A 16594-nucleotide genomic window follows, 5' to 3' on the forward strand; every position below is an offset into this window, starting at 1 on the left:
AACTCCTTATTTCTTGCCAGCGGTTTCTTTCCACTGCTTCAGGAAGGCCATGCGTTTCTGCGGGCCGAGGAACTGCAGCAGGATCGGGTGCACCGGCACCGGTTTGATCTTGTCCTGGCCGATTTGCTTGACCAGGTCGGACGAAGTGGTTTCACCGGTCACGTCGGCACGGATCGCGAACAGCTTTGATTCGTTGGCGATGATGGTCTGGCCGCGGTGCGACAGGGTGTAGTCCAGCCACAGCTTGGCGGCGTTGACGTTCTTCGCGCCCTTGTTGATGAACATTACGCGCGACATCACCAGGGTATAGTCCTTGGGCAGTTGCACGCCGATCGAAGGGTCGGTCTTGGCGCGCACCAGTGCGTAAGAGCCCAGCACGTTGTAGCCAATCAGGTTTTCGCCGGAGGAGATGCGCTCCATCATGGTGCCGGTGGAAGACTGCACGCGCACCTTGGCTTCGCCGAAGGCGTTTTCCAGTTCCAGGAATTTCGGGTATTCCTTGGCGTCCTGGCTCATGAACATGAAGCCGACACCGGATTTCTCGATGTCGTAGGTGGTGACCTTGTCCTTGAACTTCGGCTGCTGGATCAGTTTCACGAAGTCGGCGTGGGTCTGCGGTACCTCTTTTGCATCGACCAGGCGCTTGTTGTAGACGATGGCGGCCGGCTCGAAGGTCGTGCCGTAAGCCTGGTCATCCCACACAGCCCAGCCGGGAATCTTGGACGCTTCCACCGATTTGTATTTCAGCGCGTAGCCGTCGGAGGCCAGGCGCATCTGCAGGTCCATGGCGGACGACCACATCACGTCGGCGGTGTTGCCGCCCGCTGCCATTTCGGAGATGAAGCGGTTGTACACCTCGGTCGAGTTCATGTCGTTGTATTCGACGGTGATGCCAGGGTACAGGGCATTGAAGTCGCGGATCAGAGGCTGTGCAGCCTTGCTGTCAGTGGCGCCGTACACCACCAGCTTGCCCTCTTTTTTCGCCGCATCGATGACTTTCTGGTAATCGGCAGGATAGCCTGCCGGCGATTGTGCGAATGCGGTGCACGCGAACAGGCCCGCGGCGGCCACCAGGGTCGTCTTGATCATTTGTGTCTCCTAGAATTTTTGAGGGATGTTTAGCGCACCAGGCCTAGATGGCTGGCGCGTTTGCCGTAATCGTCCACGGCCTTATGCACATACTCGTTGAGTGCCTGTCCTGTCAGGCTGAAGGGATATAGTCCCGCTTCCGTTCGCAGCTTCGCGAATTCCGGCGTCGCCATGAGGTGCTCGAAGGTTTTCACCCATTGCTGGTAGTCGGCGTCGGCAACCTGCGGCCCCATCCACACGCCGCGAATGACCGGCCAGACGATGTTGTAGCCTTGCTCGCGAGCGGTCGGCACCGCAGCGAGCTTGCCTGGCAAACGCTCTTCCGACATCACGGCCAGCACGCGGATCGTGTTGCCGGCCAGGTTGGCTTCGGAAGCATCGCCCGACACCACCTGCACGTAGTTGGCCTGCATGGCAGTGAAGGACTCGCCGCCGCCTTCCAGTGCCACGAAACGCAGCACTTTCGGGTCCAGGCCTGCCTGGCGCACCAGCAAGGCCACCTTCAGCCAGTCCTGGCTGCCGATGGTGCCGCTGACGCCGATCAGCACTTTGGAAGGGTCGCGCTTCAATGCCGCCACCAGGTCGGCCAGCGACTTGTACGGCGAATCGGAGCGCACCGCGATCATGCCGTAGTCCGCCCCCAAGGCCGCCACCCAGCGCACGTCGTCCGCAGTGGCTTTGCCGAACTTGCCCTGCGCGAGATTCAGCAGTGAACCGCCGGAAAACGCCACCAGGGTGTTCGGTTCGGCGCGGCGCTGCGATACCAGCGAGTGCCATGCCACGGCACCGATCCCGCCCGGGCGATACACGAGCTTCATGGGCTGGCCGCCCGGCACCGTCGCCAGGCCCTTCTGGGCCAGCTTGCACGTCAGGTCCATCGCACCGCCCGGCTTGGACGGCACGATGCATTCCGCAGCGTGCACCCGCCCTGCCAGCAGCAGGACAGCAGCGAAGATGGAAAACAGGATCTTCATGGCTTCATTATGATCAGAAGCGGTGCTGGATGCCAACCATTACGCCGTGCTGGCTGTCGCCAAAGCCGGCATCGTCGCGCGACAGGCCGACCAGCTGGTCATGCTTGCCTTTGGTGTAACCGACAGTCGCATACAGGTCGGTGCGCTTGGACGCCGCGTAGCGATAGCGCAGCACATACATGGTCGGGTCGGCGTCCTTGCCGGCGGCCAGGTTGCGCTGGTCGACGTGGTAGACAGCACCGGTGATGGTGACGTTTGGCTGCGGCTTGTATGCCACACCAGCCCACAGCGTGTTGCCTTTTACATCAGCCGTGGCGGCCTTGCCGGACACCAGCTTGTAGGTCCGGCCGCCGAGCCAGAACTTGAAATCGCCCGTGGCGTAGTAGCCGCCCAGGTGGTAGGCGGTGGTCTCGTCACGGTTGCCGGTAGCGACTACGTTGTTGCCGTTGATGCGCTCCGCGGTGAACATCGCGCCCAACGACTCGGACTGGTAGCTGACCGCGCCTGCATACTTGGCGCTGTCGGCCGAACTGGCGTCGGCGCCCTGCTGCTCGCCCATGCCGTAGCTGAAGCCATAGTTCCAGTCGCCGGTCTTGCCGGAGTATTTGATCAGGTTATCGAAGCCGGTGGTCATGCCGTACTTGCTTGGCAGGGTGGCGCTGCCGCCGGTCGCCCAGGAATAGTAAGGCGCAAAGCCCATCGGATCGAAGCGGATGACGGTGTCGTACACGCTGGTGAAGGAGCGGCCCAGCACCACGCGGCCCCAGTTGCCCTCAAGGCCGACGTTGGCCTGGCGCTTGAACAGGTTGCCGTCCTGCGCGCCGGTATCCATCAGGATGCCGCTTTCGAGCTGGTACACGGCTTTCAGGCCGCCGCCCAGGTCTTCGCTGCCTTTGATGCCCCAGCGCGAAGTATTCATGCCGCCGGAGCTGACGTGGGTGACGCTGCCGCCGCCGGCCTGGGCATTGTTGGTAATGTCGACTCCCATGTCGAGCAAGCCGTAGACCTGCACATTGGATTGGGCGTGGGCGGAAGTATAGGCGGCAAACATCATTGCGACGGCCGCCGCCATCGAAGTTCTTTTCACAGTCAGTCTCCTGGGTTTATAGTTATTTCAGTCATGCCTCGCTCTGGCACGGTTCAACTATAAAATCGCCAACCTTTCAAACGCCTTTCAGGCAAATGCCATGCGAATATTGTTAGTGGAAGACCACACCGAATTACAACACTGGCTTTCCAAAGCCCTGCGTGATGCCAACCTTTCAGTCGAATGCGCCGATAACGGCGCCGACGCCGACTCCCTGCTCCTGACCCAGGAATATGCCCTGGTGATCCTCGATTTGACCCTGCCCCGCATGGACGGGCTGGAAGTATTGAAACGCCTGCGCGCGCGCGGCGGCAAGACGCCTGTATTGATCCTGACCGCGCGCGGCGGCCTGGAAGACCGCGTGCAGGGCCTGAACCTTGGCGCCGACGATTACCTTGCCAAACCTTTCGAACTCGCGGAACTGGAAGCGCGCGTCAAGGCTTTGCTGCGCCGCAGCGTGGGCAATGAATCGCTGGTGTATGAATGCGGCGCGCTGCGCTTCGATACGGTCAGCCGCATGTTTTCCTATTTCGGCGAAAACCTGCAGCTCACGCCGCGCGAACATGCCGTGCTGGAAGCGCTGATCACCAAAGGCGGCAAGCCGGTAGCAAAAGAAAGACTGTTCGACCAGGTGTTCTCGCTGGCCGATGACGCCAATCTCGATGCCATCGAACTGTATATCCACCGCGTACGCAAGAAGCTTGACCGCAAGGAGCCCGGCGCCGCGGCCATCACTACCCTGCGCGGCATCGGCTACCTGCTGCAGCCGGCCGAAGCGAAGCCCTGATGAAGGCCATGCTCGCCATGGGCAGCCTGCGCGGCCAGCTGCTGCGCTGGCTTCTGCTGCCATTGGTCCTGCTGGAGATCATCAACACCATTTCCGTCTACTACAACGCGGTGGACGCGGCCGACATGGCGTACGACCGCTCGCTGCTGGCCTCCACCCGCGCGCTGGCGGAACGCGTGTCGGTCGAAGGCGGCAAGGTGGTGGCCGACGTGCCCTACGTCGCGCTGGACAGTTTTGAGACCGACACGCTGGGCCGCATCTACTACAAAGTCACCGGCATCAATGGCGAAACGGTGTCCGGCTACGACGACCTGCCGAAGGTTCCGCCGAATGTGCCGCGCTCCGAGAACTATCCTGCACTGGTGCGCTTCTATCACGCCAACTATAACGGCCAGCCAATCCGCATAGCGGCCCTGCTGCAGCCGGTGTACGACGACAATATGCGCGGCATCGCACTGATCCAGGTCGGGGAAACGCTCGACGCGCGCAATGGCCTGACGCTGAAAATCCTGTATGACACCATCGCCTGGCAGGCGAGCGTGGTGCTGCTGGCGGGCCTGCTTGTGTGGTTTGCAGTCAAGCTGGTGCTGCGGCCGTTGATGCAGTTAAAGCATGAAGTCGAATCGCGCGACGTATCCGACCTGTCCGACCTTGATCCGGCATTGGTGCACAAGGAAGTGCGGCCCCTGGTGCAGGCCATGAACGCATCCACCACCCGCATCGCCGGCCTGATCGCCAGCCAACGCCGCTTCATCGCCGACGCTTCGCACCAGTTGCGCACCCCGCTGACGGTACTGAAAACCCAGGCAGAACTGGCGCAGCGCGAGCTGGAACGGGCTGCGTCAGCCTCGCCGGAGCTGCGCAATGTGGTTGCCAGTATGGCCGCCACCACCGACTCCACGGTGCACCTGGCTAATCGCCTGTTGATGCTGGCACGCATCGAGCATAGCGAGAATCGGGAACCGGTACCGGTGCCATTACGCGAGACGGTACAGCAAGTCGCGCTGGAATTGGCTCTATCCGCCGTGAACCGCGGCATCGACCTTTCGCTGGAGGGCGACGGTGAAGCCAGCGTCAACGGCCAGGCTTTGCTGCTGCACGAGCTGGTGTCAAACCTGGTCGACAACGCCCTGCACTACACGCCACGCGGCGGCAGCGTGGTGCTGCGCGTAATGCCTGGTGAAACGCTGGTCGTTCTGGAAGTTGAGGACAGCGGGCCCGGTATTCCGCCTGAAGATCGCGACCGCGTGTTCTCGCCCTTCTATCGCGCCGCTTCAACCATGCAGGCCAATCCGGGAGGCTCTGGCCTGGGCCTGGCCATTGTGCGCGACATCGCCGTCCTGCACCACGCCGAGCTTGAACTCGACCAAGGCTCGGGCGGGCGTGGGCTGCTGGTGCGCGTCAAGTTCCCGCGCGCCATGCCTCCACCGGCAGCATGATATTGATGCGGGTGCCGGACAAGCAATCCATAGCAAAGGTGCCGCCCAGCGCCTGCACCCGCTCCCGCATGCCCGCCAGCCCGACGCCTGCAGCAGTGCGCGCCGGATCGAAGCCTACGCCATCGTCCGCCACCGCGATCTGCAAGGCCTCGCCGTGCCGCGCGACTTCCACATTGGCCGTGCCGGCGCGAGCGTGCTTCACGATGTTGGACAGCGCCTCCTGCACGATACGGTAGGCCGAAATCGCGGCATCGCCATCCAGACCGGCGAAATCGCCTTCGGTGCGCAGCGAGAAGCGGCAGGCCGGGTGGCTGCTGCCGACTTGCCGCACCATTTCTTCCAGCGCTCCTTGCAGGCCAAGCATGTCCAGCATTTCCGGACGCAAGCGGCGCACCAGCGTTCTGCCACTGTTGTACAAGCCCAGCGCCAGCTTCGTGATCGCCTGCGCCTTGTCGCGAATCTGCATCGCCGCGTCGGCCGGCGGCAGCGCGCCCGCCAGGCCGGCGATCTGCTGCGCCTCCAGCCGCACCGCGATGAGCGTCGCGTTCAATTCGTCGTGGATCTCCAGTGCAATGGCCTTGCGTTCGTCTTCGACTGCCGTGGTCACGCGTTGCAACAGGCGACGCTTCTCCGCATCAGCCGCGCGCACGGCTTGCATGGACGCCTGCAGCGATGCGGCAAAGCCGCTGGTCATCTGCCACGCCAACCCTGCGCAGACAAGCAAACCCGCCAGCGCCACCGCCAGTTCAAGCTGGAAACGCGAGCGAGCCTTGCGCAGCATGACAGTTGGCGACATGCGCACCTGTACATAGCCCATGTTGCCGACATTGCGGTTGCCGCCGCCAGTCACGTAAAGCAAACGCTTGTGCACCGCGGCTTCGTAATAGCGCGCCTCGGGCACCCCATCGCCGCGCGCGGTGACGTCCAACAGGGGCTTGCGGTCCGCATCGAGCAAGGTCACGCGATGGATCGCGCTGTCGGTCTGCAGCATGCCGTCGATCGTCGCGCGCAGCTCATCGAACTGCCCATGTACCAGGCTGATTTCACTGCTCGTCACCAGTGCTGTGGCCAGCAACTGCCCGCGCTCCGCAAGCTCGGCATGCACCTCGGATTGACGCGATTGATAGCTGTACCAGGTAAGTGTAACGAACAGCGCCAGCACCGGCAGCAAGGTAATCGCCAGCAGCCGCCCGCGGGTGCCGACGCGCCATGTGGCCCGCATCAGGCTTGCAGTACGCCGTGGCGCACGGCCAGGCGGGTGATATCGGCCGCGCGCTCAACACCCAGCTTGTCCTTGATGGCCTGGCTGGAGTTGCTGATCGTCTTGCTGGAGACGCCGAGCTTTTCGGCGATTTCGGCGTTGGTCAGGCCTTCCGCCATCAGCTTGAAGATTTCAAGCGAACGTTCATCCAGCAGCGCCTGCGGCGATTGCTCGCCCAGCACCGACAGGCTGGCCAGGCGTTCCGCGATGGCCGGCATGAAATACAGCTCCCCTTGCGCAGCACGCTGCACGGCGGTGAAAAGTTCGGCCGGATCGCAATCCTTGGTGACCAAGGCCCGCGCACCAATGCGGTAGGCCTCCTTGACCAGCGCATCCTGGTCGAACTGGGTCAGGAAGATGATGTGCGCCTTGGGCGCCGCTGCCAGGATCTGGCGCGCCGCGTCCAGGCCCGTCATTTGCTCGCCGAAGCGCATATCGAGGATAGCAACGTCGGGTACCAGTGTCTGGTAAGCCTCAACGGCTTCAGCTGGCGTCCGGGCCCGACCGACAACTTCCACGCCGAAACCCGCAAGCGCCATCGCAAATCCGCCCATCACGACCGGGTGATCATCTGCCAGCAGTACTTTGATCTTATTCATAGCATTCCTCATTTCCAGATGATGGAAGGATATCACGCCAAAGGGTAGCAATAAAAATTGCTTGCTTATTTCCACGTGATAGAAGAATATCTTGCCATGGACTGGCAATTCTGCCTACCAACAAGAAGAAAGGAGCATTTCCATGAACTTCGATACCTCTCGCAAGAACTACTCTGGCCTGGCTTTCGTCGCCGTACTGCACCTTGTTGCCGCCGGCATCGCCCTGAAGCACTCAACGATCCTGATCACCCGCAGCGAGCCGACCGTGATCGTCGATGTGCCGCCGCTGGAGCGCCAGGATCCTGAGCCGCAACGCTCCAAGGAATTCGAGGTCCAGGAAAAGGCAGCGCCGGTGATCGCCCCGCCACCGCCGGACGGCATCAAGATCGAGGTTCTCGAACACACCATCACGACATCCCCGCCGGAGACTGCACATGGCCACAGCGAACCAGGGGGCGGCGGTGGCGGCACCGGCGGTGGCAGCGTCGAAGCTGTGCGCCACGAGCCAGTGAACGTTGCGGCGGTGATCGATGCGGCCAATTGCGCGAAACCCACCTACCCCGCCGGTGCCTTGCGCAACGGCGACGAAGGCACGGTCACCCTGGCCTTCCTGATCGGCAAGGACGGTCAGGTGGCCAGCGCCAAGATCGAACGCACCAGCGGCCACCGCGACCTGGATCGCGCCGCGCTGCAAGGCCTCTCGCTGTGCGCCTTCAAGCCCGGCACCGTAGACGGCGTGGCACAGGAATCGTGGGCTCGCATGCAATATGCCTGGCGTCTCGACGAGTGAGCAATAGAACGCGGCCGTAAAGCGAATTCCCCTATCATGCGCCGGTTAACCATGTGGTTCCCGGCGCATGCTCTATGTTCATCAAGCTTTCTTTCCGCCAATTACTTCTGGGCGTCTTCTTGCTGATCGCCCTGCTGCTCAGCGCGACCTCGATCCAGGCTTTGCTCACGCTGGACCGGCTGGCCACTGAAAGCCGCGAAGTCGGCCAGCACGCCGTCGTGCTGACCGCGAACGTGCAGCGCCTGGCCGAACGCAGCGTGGCCATGGAACGCAGCGCGCGCCAGTTCCTGGTGCTGGACGATCCAGCCTTCCGAGACCGCTACGCGGCAGCCTGGCGCGACGGCCAGGATGCGCTGTCGGCGCTGGCGGCCGGACTGCCCTCCGCGCCCAAAGCCAGTTTCGCCGCCTGGCGCGACCAGGGCGAGCAAGCCTGGCGCGCACTGGAGGCTCCCAACGCCAAGCGCGCCCAGCGCCAAAAGATGCTGAACACCGCGTTGGCGGGCCTGGCACCGGTCAACGAAGAACTGGCGGACGAAGTCAAACGCGAAGTCGACCAGCGCAACCAGCGCATCCTGCTTGGCCTGGAACATCGGCGCAGCGTGCTGGGCGGACAACTGCTGGCCTCCATCAGCCTGGCCGCCGCCCTGGCCCTTGGCTGCGGCATGTGGCTGTCACGCCCCCTGGCGCAAATCGAAAGCGCCATCGACCGCCTGGGCGGCAACCGCTACGACCAGCCAATCGAAGTCGAAGGACCCAACGACTTGCGCCGCCTTGGCCAGCAACTGAATTGGCTGCGCCAGCGCCTGGCCAGCCTGGAAGCTGATAAATCGCGCTTCCTGCGTCACATCTCTCACGAACTGAAAACCCCGCTGGCCGCGCTGGTGGAAGGCGTCGCCCTGCTGGAGGATGAAGTGGCCGGCACGCTGACGCCGAACCAGCGCGAAGTGGCCGGAATCCTGCGCCAGAACACAGCCTCGCTGCAAAACCAGATCGAAGACCTGCTGCGCTATAACACCGCCACCTTCGCCGCCCAGCATCTGCAGCGCCAGCCCACCGATATCGTGGCCCTGCTGCGCGACACCGTCGACGCCCAGCGCCTGCAGTGGCAGGCGCGCCGCCTCGATGTGACGGTGGACGGCAGCGCCCCGGCCATTTCGGTCGATCCCGGCAAGCTCGCCATTGCCAGCAGCAACCTGCTGACCAACGCGGTCCGCTATAGCCCCGAAGGCGGCACCGTGCGCTTCATCATCGGCGAGCAGGCCGGCACATTGGCCATCGACTGCATCGACCAGGGGCCTGGCGTGGCCCCGGAAGATGCTGCCCATATTTTCGAACCCTTTTACCAGGGGATGCGCCAGCCGCCAGGCGCACGGCGGGGCAATGGCGTCGGCCTCTCCATCGTGCTCGAATACATCAGCGCCCACGGCGGATCACTGCAATTGCTGCCGACCAGTAGCGGCGCACACTTCCGGATCGACCTGCCTTATGAACATTAAAACCCTGCCTTTGCTGCCGATCCTGCTGCTCGCCTCCTGCGCGCAGCGACAGCCAGTAGCGCCAACGCTGCCGCCCTTGCCGCCGCCTCCGGCGCCCGCGCCACTGACGCTGCTTGTCGCGCCGCAGGACGAAGTGGCGCCGCTGCTGGCCTACTACCAGTCGCTGCGCCGCATGACGCAAGGCGAGTTGCTGAAGGAACTGAGCGGCTTGTCGCTGCAGCAGAAAACACCAAAGGTGCTGCTGCAATCGGCCATGGTGCTGTCGCTCACGCGCGGCAGCGGCGACCTGGCAAAGGCGCAGGCGCAATTCGACGTCGTCGCCACCGCGCCGGAGCCGGAAGCGCAAGGCTTGCGGCAGCTGGCGCAACTCCTCTCTGCACAATGCGCCGACACGCGCCGGCTGGTCGACGAGAGCGACCGCCTGCGCATGCAGTTGAAGGACAACCAGCGCAAGAACGAACAATTGAACGAAACCCTGGAAGCGCTGAAAGAAATCGAGCGCGGCCTGCCTGCGAGAGCCAGTAAATGAATGCACTTGTTTCCCCACGCCTGCTGCTGGTCGACGATGACGCCGACCTGCTGCGCCTGCTGTCGATGCGGCTGAGCGCCAACGGCTACCAGGTCACCGCCGTCGGCAGTGCCGAAGCCGCGCTGGCCAACCTGTCGATTGCGCTGCCCTCGCTGGTGATCAGCGATGTGCGCCTGCCCGAGCGCGACGGCATGTCCCTGTTCCAGCAAATCCGCAACCAGCACCCGGCGCTGCCGGTGATCCTGCTCACCGCCCACGGCACCATTCCCGACGCGGTGGAAGCGACCTCGCTCGGGGCCTTCGCCTACCTGACCAAGCCCTTCGATGCGAAGGTGCTGCTTGACCGCATCGGCCAGGCCCTGAGCGTGGCCGCACCGGACGCCACACCGGAGGCCGGCAGCGGCGCCTGGCGCGCCGAGATCATCAGCCGCAGCCGCGCCATGGAAGAAGTGCTGCATGAAGCGCAGCTGGTTGCCGCCTCCGACGCCAGCGTACTGATACGCGGCGAAAGCGGCACCGGCAAGGAATTGCTGGCACGTGCCATTCACCGCGCCAGCCGCCGCGCCGCCGCGCCGTTCATCGCCGTGAATTGCGGCGCGATTCCCGAGCAATTGCTGGAGTCCGAGCTGTTCGGCCATGTAAAAGGCGCCTTTACCGGCGCCGTCGCCAGCCGCGAAGGCTTGCTGCAGGCAGCCGACGGCGGCACCCTGTTCCTCGACGAGATCGGCGATATGCCGCTGCTGCTGCAGGTAAAGCTGCTGCGCGTGCTGCAGGAGCGCGTGGTGCGCCAGGTCGGCTCCGACAACGGCCGCCCGGTCAACGTGCGTGTGCTCTCCGCCACCCACCGCGACCTGGAAGCGGCCATGCTGGAAGGACAGTTCCGCGAGGACCTCTACTATCGCCTGAACGTCATTACGCTCACCCTGCCCCCGCTGGCGGAACGTCGCGAAGATATCGGGCTGCTGGCCACGCGCTTCCTGCAAATGCTGGCCGCCAAATACGGCAAGACCGTCAACGGCTTTGCTCCGGAAGCGTTGGAAGCGCTGTCGCGCGCCTCCTGGCCCGGCAATGTGCGCCAGCTCTACAACGTGGTGGAACATGCCTGCGCCCTGGCTACGGCGCCGCTGGTGCCGCTATCGCTGGTGCAGCGCGCGTTGCGCGTGCCGTCGCTGGAAGTCCTCAGCTATACGGAAGCCAAGCTGCGCTTCGAGCGCAATTACCTGGTGCAGCTCCTCAAGCTCACCGACGGCAACGTGGCCGATGCCGCGCGCCTGGCAGAGCGCAACCGCACCGAGTTCTATCGCCTGCTGCAAAAGCATGAATTGAACGCCGCGCAGTTCCGCATTGAACCTGTCGCCGAGGGGCGACAGCCATAAAGCCCGCCAAATCAAGGCCTTGCGCATTGCAGCCCAGACCGTGTCGCCGTGTGGCGACAAATTCAATGTTGCCGCACAGCTAAGTCATTGATTTCTCTACATGGCACGCGCCTTGCAATACCAGGGACAACGCACAAGCGTTGACTGCCAACTTGAAAATGGAGAGATAGACCATGAAGGATTCCAAACTGATCGCAGGCCTGTTCGCCGCCGCAGCATTCGCCCTCGCCTCGCTGTCCGCACACGCACAGCAAGAAGGCGCCATGGCCGGTGCCGCCGTGGCCACCGCCGATTCCACGCTGCAGGCCAAAGTCAAGGCAGCCCTCTCGGACCAGAAAGAGATCATCGTGTCCGCCAACCAGGGCGTAGTGGTCCTGAGCGGCACGGTGTCAAGCTCCGATGCCGGCGCCAAAGCGATCCAGGCGGCATCTGCCGTGGCGGGAGTGAAGGAAGTGAAGAGTGAGCTGACTGTCGCCGGCAAATAATGCCTTCGCTGCAGTAGTACCTCCCTTATCGGGCGACCCTGGGTCGCCCGCTTTTTTTCTCACCGGGTGTCGGCAACGCAGGACTTGTACCTGGCCGTGCATTCGGCAAAGGCAGCCTTTCCGATCGCCGCCTGGCCAAGGAATCGCACGCGCGCTCCGGCCGGCTTGGCGTCTGTTGTTTCCGCCCCCAACGCGCACAGCAGCGCCGCAGAGGCGAGCCATCCCATCCTGTTCATCTTTGCAAATGCTTTGTATTGAAGTTCTTGGCTTGCGCCATCCGCAACAGCAGGCGATGCCCGATCCTGTCCGTCCAGTTGAAGTTATTTTGCAGCACGACCACGGCGGTACGCGTCTGTTCGTCAATGCCGATGTAAGCGGTGTAGCCCGCCACCAGGCCAATCTGGTGCGCGATCCTATGGCCATCGATTTCGTCGACAAACCAGGCGCTGGCCGCCGCCTCCCGATCACGCTCGAACTGCACCTTCAGGGTATCCCGCAGTCCCGCATCGAGCACGCCGCTGCCGGTCGAGGCCAAGTGGGCATTTGCGTAGGCAAGCAGATCGCTCGCGTTTGAGTACAGTGCCGCCGAACCACTCATGATGTCGGTGAACTGCCAATCGGGGACAAGCTCGCCGCGCCGGATGAATTTGGGCTGGTCACCCGCGTGGCCCAAGGCCCGCTCGCCGTAGCCAGGCAATTTCTCAGGCACATAGCCAGTGCTGTGCAGGCGCAGCGGATCAAGTACTTTCTCGTGCACCAGCGCATCGACCTTCTTGCCGGTTTTCAGTTCCAACACATAACCAAGCACGCCGTAGCCGATGTTTGAGTACTGAGGCACACCGCCATGATGCTTCTTGAATGTCGACAGGTACTCCAACAAATAAGCCCGGTCGAAGTGGCGATAGAAGCTCTTGCCGGTGAACAGATACTCCACAAAATAGAGCAATGTCCTCTCGGTCATCGGCTGACGTGGCAGGCCCGCGGTATGCGTGACAAGCTGGCGCAAGGTGATGCGTTTGGCATCCTCGCTAAGCGGCACACTCGCAGGCAACAGCGTCGCGAGGGTTTCGTCCCAACCCAGCACGCCCTCTTGCACCAGTACCGAAGTCGTCGCCGCCAGAAAGCCTTTGCTCAGCGACCCGACGGCAAACAGCGTTTGGCCATCGGGTTGGTGCCCGCCTTCCTGGTGCGTGGTCCCAAAGCCGAAGAACTGCCGCTTGCCATCGGGCGTCAGTACGCCAACCACCAGCCCCGTCGTTTCATTGGAATCGATCATCGGCTGCGCCAAGGCAGCAACCTCGGCCCCGATGTCGCCAGTTGCTGCCAGATGCTGTGCCGCGCGGGAGTCCGGATCCAGCTGCTTATCGGACAAGGTGCCGCATCCCGCCAGGACGGTCGAGATACAGGCCAGGCAAAAAATGCGAACCCAATTCTGCATAAAACTAAGATAACGACTGCTTTCGCCAGGCTTTATTCAAACTCGAAACGTACGTCTTTGACGATCTGGTGTTTGCCCCAATAGAAGTTGCAAACCCGGGCGGATTCGGCGCCATCCTTGCTCTCCGGGACACAACCACCCTTGATCGTGACTGTCTTCCCGCCTTGCAGCGACAAGGGGAACTCAAGCGCAGGGCCTTCAGGAACCTCGTGCTCCAGCCGGACGTTATCCGCGTAGTCATCCACCAGCGCGAAAATAAGAACTTTGTCGGCTTTCAGCGTGTAAATATCGTGCTGGAACGCCGCGCCCCTCACCAGGCACATTTCGATCAGGTATTTTTCGACAGTCTGTCGCTTGCACTCCGGCGCCTCTGCCGCCTGCACGCCAAAGGCCGCGCCCAAGGTGCAAACTAGTGTCGCGAAAGATTTCATGTTAAACAATTTTATATTCCAAAAGGAAACAATTATATCAAAACTTCATGCCATCGCAGCTTGGAACAAAATAAGAAAATGGCCCCAGCGGGGCCATTTGGATACCGGATGACGGGACGGTCAGGCGAGATTTTCCAGGCGGATCTTGGTGACGTTGCCGACAATGCTGGACAGCTTTTCGATCTTCTCGATGGCCGCCACCACGTTTTTCTCCTGCGTCTGGTGCGTCAGCAGGATGATGTCGGTGTGGGTCTCGCCTTCCGCCGGTTCCTTCTGCATCATCGCATCGATGGAGATGGTGGCGTCGGCCAGGATGCGGGTCAGCTCCGCCAGCACGCCCGGGCGGTCAGCCACCGTCATGCGCAGGTAGTAGCTGGTGGTGATCTCGGACATCGGCATGATCTTGATGTCGGTCATCGCATTCGGCTGGAAGGCCAGGTGCGGCACGCGGTGTTCAGGATCGGCCGTCGCCAGGCGGGTGATGTCGACCAGGTCCGCAATCACGGCGGAGGCAGTCGGCTCAGGACCGGCGCCTTTGCCGTAGTACATGGTGGCGCCAATCGCGTCGCCCTGCACCAGCACTGCATTCATCGCGCCTTCCACATTGGCGATCAGGCGCTTGGCAGGGATCAGGGTCGGGTGCACGCGCAACTCGATGCCCTCGCCGCCGTTCACTTGCGCACGGCGTGCGATGCCCAGCAGCTTGATGCGGTAGCCCAGTTGTTCGGCATACTTGATGTCGATCGCCTGCAGCTTGGTGATGCCTTCGATATGGGCCTTGTCGAACTGCACCGGGATGCCGAAGGCAATCGCGGACAGGATGGTCGCCTTGTGCGCCGCGTCGACGCCTTCGATGTCGAAGGTTGGATCGGCTTCCGCATAGCCCAGGCGCTGCGCCTCCTTCAGCACGGTGGCGAAGTCCAGGCCCTTGTCGCGCATCTCGGACAGGATAAAGTTGGTGGTGCCATTGATGATGCCGGCGATCCATTCGATGCGGTTGGCGGTCAGGCCTTCACGCAGCGCCTTGATGATCGGGATGCCGCCTGCAACGGCAGCCTCGAACGCCACCATCACGCCCTTGGCCTGGGCCGCGGCGAAGATTTCGGTGCCATGCATGGCCAGCAGCGCCTTGTTGGCGGTGACCACGTGCTTGCCGTTCGCGATGGCCTGCATCACCAGTTCCTTGGCGGTGTCATAGCCGCCAATCAGCTCCACGACGATATCGATTTCCGGATCGTTGACGATCGCGAACGGGTCTGCCACGACTTTGCACTGGCCTTCGGTGCGCTCTTTTGCGCGCTCCAGGTTGCGGGCCGATACGGCCACAATCTCAATGCCGCGGCCGGCGCGGCGGCGGATCTCTTCCTGGTTGCGTCGCAATACGCTGAACGTGCCGGCGCCCACATTACCTACGCCCAGCAAACCTACTTTAATCGATTTCATCTTCAAATTCCCTGGTGTTGTTAGCTGTGCCCGTGCCGCTTTCGGTAGCCTTCCATGAAGCGCGCGATGCGGCCGAATGCATCTTCCATATCGTCCGAATTCGACAGGAACACCACACGGAAGTGGTCCGGGCTATGCCAGTTGAAGCCCGTGCCCTGCACGATAAGGACCTTGGTTTCTTCCAGCAGTTCATACGCGAATTGCTGGTCATCCGCGATCGGGTAGATCTTCGGATCGAGGCGGGGGAACATATAGAGTGCAGCTTTTGGCTTGACCACGCTGACACCCGGAATGTCGGACAACAGCTTGTATGCCAGGTCGCGCTGCTTGAGCAGGCGCCCGCCAGGCGCCACCAGGTCGTTGATGCTCTGGTAGCCGCCGAGCGCAGTCTGGATCGCAAACTGCCCCGGCGCGTTGGCGCAAAGGCGCATCGAGGCCAGCATGTTCAGGCCCCAGATGTAATCCTTCGCATATTTCTTGTTTTCGCCCGAGAGCACCATCCAGCCGGCGCGGTAGCCGCAGGAACGGTAGCTCTTGGACAGGCCGTTAAAGGTCACGCAGAACACGTCGTCGCACAGCGCGGCGATCGAGGTGTGGGTGACGCCGTCATACAGCACCTTGTCGTAGATTTCGTCGGCGTAGATGATCAACTGGTGCTGGCGCGCCAGTTCAATAATCTGCAGCAGCACTTCGTCCGGGTACAGCGCGCCGGTCGGGTTGTTCGGGTTGATGACGACGATCGCCTTGGTGTTCGGCGTGATCTTCTTGCGCATGTCGTCGATGTCGGGGAACCAGTCCTGCTGCTCGTCGCAGACATAGTGCACCGGCTTGCCGCCGGACAGGCTGACCGCCGCGGTCCACAGCGGATAATCCGGCGCCGGCACCAGCACCTCGTCGCCGTTGTTCAGCAGCGCGTTCATCGACATCACGATCAGTTCGGACGCGCCGTTGCCCAGGTAGATGTCGTCCATGGTGACGTTGGCGACTTTCTTCTGCTGGGTATAGTGCATCACCGCCTTGCGCGGCGCGAACAGGCCCTTGGAATCGGTGTAACCGGCCGCATTGGGCAGGTTCATGATCATGTCGTGCACGATCTCGTCCGGCGGATCGAAGCCGAACGGCTGCATATTGCCGATGTTCAGCTTGATGATCTTGTGGCCCTCTTCTTCCATCAGGCGGGCCTTCTCCGGCACAGGGCCGCGGATCTCGTAACAAATCTCGTTAAGCTTGTTGGATTTCTGAACCGGACGCAAAATCAATCCCTTACGTATAAATGCTGCATTGCGAAAATACCCATTCTGCCGAATTAAATTGGTTTAATCAACCATCGATATGCGCAAAACGTTACAATAAGATCTCTATTGTATTTA

17 protein-coding genes are annotated in these 16594 nt (G+C 62.2%); 7 read left to right on the top strand and 10 right to left on the bottom strand.

The genetic code is table 11. From position 1 onward, the window contains the following. Positions 1-6 precede the first annotated feature (6 nt). From ACN9MY_RS23680 to ACN9MY_RS23690, 3 genes are read right to left on the bottom strand one after another with little or no spacing between them, the layout of a single operon-like run. Positions 7-1089 (bottom strand): ABC transporter substrate-binding protein, encoded by a 1083-nt coding sequence (locus tag ACN9MY_RS23680; RefSeq protein ID WP_426318794.1) that lies wholly within the window; start codon positions 1087-1089, stop codon positions 7-9. A 29-nt stretch (positions 1090-1118) separates the two neighbouring features. Then, positions 1119-2063, bottom strand: coding sequence for a Bug family tripartite tricarboxylate transporter substrate binding protein (locus ACN9MY_RS23685; protein ID WP_426318795.1), 945 nt, complete (start codon positions 2061-2063; stop codon positions 1119-1121). 13 nt (positions 2064-2076) lie between these two features. Then, a complete protein-coding gene (locus ACN9MY_RS23690) occupies positions 2077-3150 on the bottom strand; it encodes a porin (protein WP_426318796.1) in 1074 nt (357 codons plus the stop codon). Positions 3151-3250: 100 nt separating this feature from the next. On the opposite strand from ACN9MY_RS23690, the gene ACN9MY_RS23695 reads away from it, so the two are divergent. Beyond that, positions 3251-3937 carry a response regulator gene (locus tag ACN9MY_RS23695; RefSeq protein ID WP_426318797.1) on the top strand — a complete coding sequence of 229 codons (687 nt, stop codon included), beginning with the start codon at positions 3251-3253 and terminating at the stop codon, positions 3935-3937. After that, positions 3937-5376, top strand: coding sequence for a sensor histidine kinase (locus tag ACN9MY_RS23700; protein WP_426336221.1), 1440 nt, complete (start codon positions 3937-3939; stop codon positions 5374-5376). Before ACN9MY_RS23695 ends, ACN9MY_RS23700 begins: the two co-directional genes overlap by 1 nt. Here ACN9MY_RS23700 and ACN9MY_RS23705 read toward each other — a convergent pair. Further along, entirely contained in the window at positions 5339-6598 is a 1260-nt protein-coding gene (locus ACN9MY_RS23705; protein ID WP_426336222.1) for a sensor histidine kinase, read from the bottom strand. The genes ACN9MY_RS23700 and ACN9MY_RS23705 overlap by 38 nt on opposite strands. Continuing rightward, positions 6598-7236, bottom strand: a complete 639-nt coding sequence (locus ACN9MY_RS23710; RefSeq protein WP_426336223.1) for a response regulator — start codon at positions 7234-7236, stop codon at positions 6598-6600. Before ACN9MY_RS23710 ends, ACN9MY_RS23705 begins: the two co-directional genes overlap by 1 nt. Positions 7237-7378: 142 nt before the next feature. Here ACN9MY_RS23710 and ACN9MY_RS23715 point away from each other — a divergent pair, with 142 nt between their 5' ends. From ACN9MY_RS23715 to ACN9MY_RS23735, 5 genes are all read left to right on the top strand, one after another. Then, a complete protein-coding gene (locus tag ACN9MY_RS23715; RefSeq protein WP_426318800.1) occupies positions 7379-8026 on the top strand; it encodes an energy transducer TonB in 648 nt (215 codons plus the stop codon). A 74-nt stretch (positions 8027-8100) separates the two neighbouring features. Next, the gene (locus tag ACN9MY_RS23720) at positions 8101-9522 is read left to right on the top strand and encodes a HAMP domain-containing sensor histidine kinase (RefSeq protein WP_426163310.1); all 1422 of its coding nucleotides are present in this window, start codon (positions 8101-8103) and stop codon (positions 9520-9522) included. Continuing rightward, on the top strand, positions 9512-10051 hold the full coding sequence (locus ACN9MY_RS23725; protein ID WP_426163312.1) for a hypothetical protein: 540 nt from the start codon (positions 9512-9514) through the stop codon (positions 10049-10051). Before ACN9MY_RS23720 ends, ACN9MY_RS23725 begins: the two co-directional genes overlap by 11 nt. Beyond that, positions 10048-11427, top strand: coding sequence for a sigma 54-interacting transcriptional regulator (locus ACN9MY_RS23730; protein ID WP_426163314.1), 1380 nt, complete (start codon positions 10048-10050; stop codon positions 11425-11427). The genes ACN9MY_RS23725 and ACN9MY_RS23730 overlap by 4 nt, the downstream gene beginning before the upstream one ends. Before the next feature lie 173 nt (positions 11428-11600). Continuing rightward, entirely contained in the window at positions 11601-11912 is a 312-nt protein-coding gene (locus ACN9MY_RS23735) for a BON domain-containing protein (RefSeq protein WP_426163316.1), read from the top strand. A gap of 59 nt (positions 11913-11971) precedes the next feature. Here ACN9MY_RS23735 and ACN9MY_RS23740 read toward each other — a convergent pair whose 3' ends face one another. The 5 genes from ACN9MY_RS23740 to ACN9MY_RS23760 form a co-directional block, all read right to left on the bottom strand. After that, positions 11972-12139, bottom strand: a complete 168-nt coding sequence (locus ACN9MY_RS23740; RefSeq protein ID WP_426318801.1) for a hypothetical protein — start codon at positions 12137-12139, stop codon at positions 11972-11974. 5 nt (positions 12140-12144) lie between these two features. Further along, positions 12145-13284 (bottom strand): serine hydrolase domain-containing protein, encoded by a 1140-nt coding sequence (locus ACN9MY_RS23745; protein ID WP_426336224.1) that lies wholly within the window; start codon positions 13282-13284, stop codon positions 12145-12147. Positions 13285-13382: 98 nt separating this feature from the next. Next, the gene (locus ACN9MY_RS23750) at positions 13383-13781 is read right to left on the bottom strand and encodes a hypothetical protein (RefSeq protein WP_426337659.1); all 399 of its coding nucleotides are present in this window, start codon (positions 13779-13781) and stop codon (positions 13383-13385) included. A gap of 120 nt (positions 13782-13901) precedes the next feature. Beyond that, positions 13902-15224: a homoserine dehydrogenase gene (locus ACN9MY_RS23755; protein WP_426163322.1), complete on the bottom strand. Its 1323-nt coding sequence runs from the start codon at positions 15222-15224 to the stop codon at positions 13902-13904. 20 nt (positions 15225-15244) lie between these two features. Further along, a complete protein-coding gene (locus tag ACN9MY_RS23760; protein ID WP_426163325.1) occupies positions 15245-16477 on the bottom strand; it encodes a pyridoxal phosphate-dependent aminotransferase in 1233 nt (410 codons plus the stop codon). Positions 16478-16594: the final 117 nt, after the last annotated feature.

The organism is Pseudoduganella sp. R-31 (assembly GCF_049913235.1).
Taxonomy (GTDB): domain Bacteria; phylum Pseudomonadota; class Gammaproteobacteria; order Burkholderiales; family Burkholderiaceae_D; genus Rugamonas.

Excerpts from the sequence above, each read along its gene's own strand:
- ACN9MY_RS23680 (WP_426318794.1), bottom strand. The coding sequence starts at position 1,089 with ATGATCAAGACGACCCTGGTGGCCGCCGCGGGCCTGTTCGCGTGCACC.
- ACN9MY_RS23685 (WP_426318795.1), bottom strand. The coding sequence starts at position 2,063 with ATGAAGATCCTGTTTTCCATCTTCGCTGCTGTCCTGCTGCTGGCAGGG.
- ACN9MY_RS23695 (WP_426318797.1), top strand. The coding sequence starts at position 3,251 with ATGCGAATATTGTTAGTGGAAGACCACACCGAATTACAACACTGGCTT.
- ACN9MY_RS23700 (WP_426336221.1), top strand. The coding sequence starts at position 3,937 with ATGAAGGCCATGCTCGCCATGGGCAGCCTGCGCGGCCAGCTGCTGCGC.
- ACN9MY_RS23705 (WP_426336222.1), bottom strand. The coding sequence starts at position 6,598 with ATGCGGGCCACATGGCGCGTCGGCACCCGCGGGCGGCTGCTGGCGATT.
- ACN9MY_RS23710 (WP_426336223.1), bottom strand. The coding sequence starts at position 7,236 with ATGAATAAGATCAAAGTACTGCTGGCAGATGATCACCCGGTCGTGATG.
- ACN9MY_RS23715 (WP_426318800.1), top strand. The coding sequence starts at position 7,379 with ATGAACTTCGATACCTCTCGCAAGAACTACTCTGGCCTGGCTTTCGTC.
- ACN9MY_RS23720 (WP_426163310.1), top strand. The coding sequence starts at position 8,101 with ATGTTCATCAAGCTTTCTTTCCGCCAATTACTTCTGGGCGTCTTCTTG.
- ACN9MY_RS23725 (WP_426163312.1), top strand. The coding sequence starts at position 9,512 with ATGAACATTAAAACCCTGCCTTTGCTGCCGATCCTGCTGCTCGCCTCC.
- ACN9MY_RS23730 (WP_426163314.1), top strand. The coding sequence starts at position 10,048 with ATGAATGCACTTGTTTCCCCACGCCTGCTGCTGGTCGACGATGACGCC.
- ACN9MY_RS23735 (WP_426163316.1), top strand. The coding sequence starts at position 11,601 with ATGAAGGATTCCAAACTGATCGCAGGCCTGTTCGCCGCCGCAGCATTC.
- ACN9MY_RS23740 (WP_426318801.1), bottom strand. The coding sequence starts at position 12,139 with ATGGGATGGCTCGCCTCTGCGGCGCTGCTGTGCGCGTTGGGGGCGGAA.
- ACN9MY_RS23750 (WP_426337659.1), bottom strand. The coding sequence starts at position 13,781 with ATGAAATCTTTCGCGACACTAGTTTGCACCTTGGGCGCGGCCTTTGGC.
- ACN9MY_RS23755 (WP_426163322.1), bottom strand. The coding sequence starts at position 15,224 with ATGAAATCGATTAAAGTAGGTTTGCTGGGCGTAGGTAATGTGGGCGCC.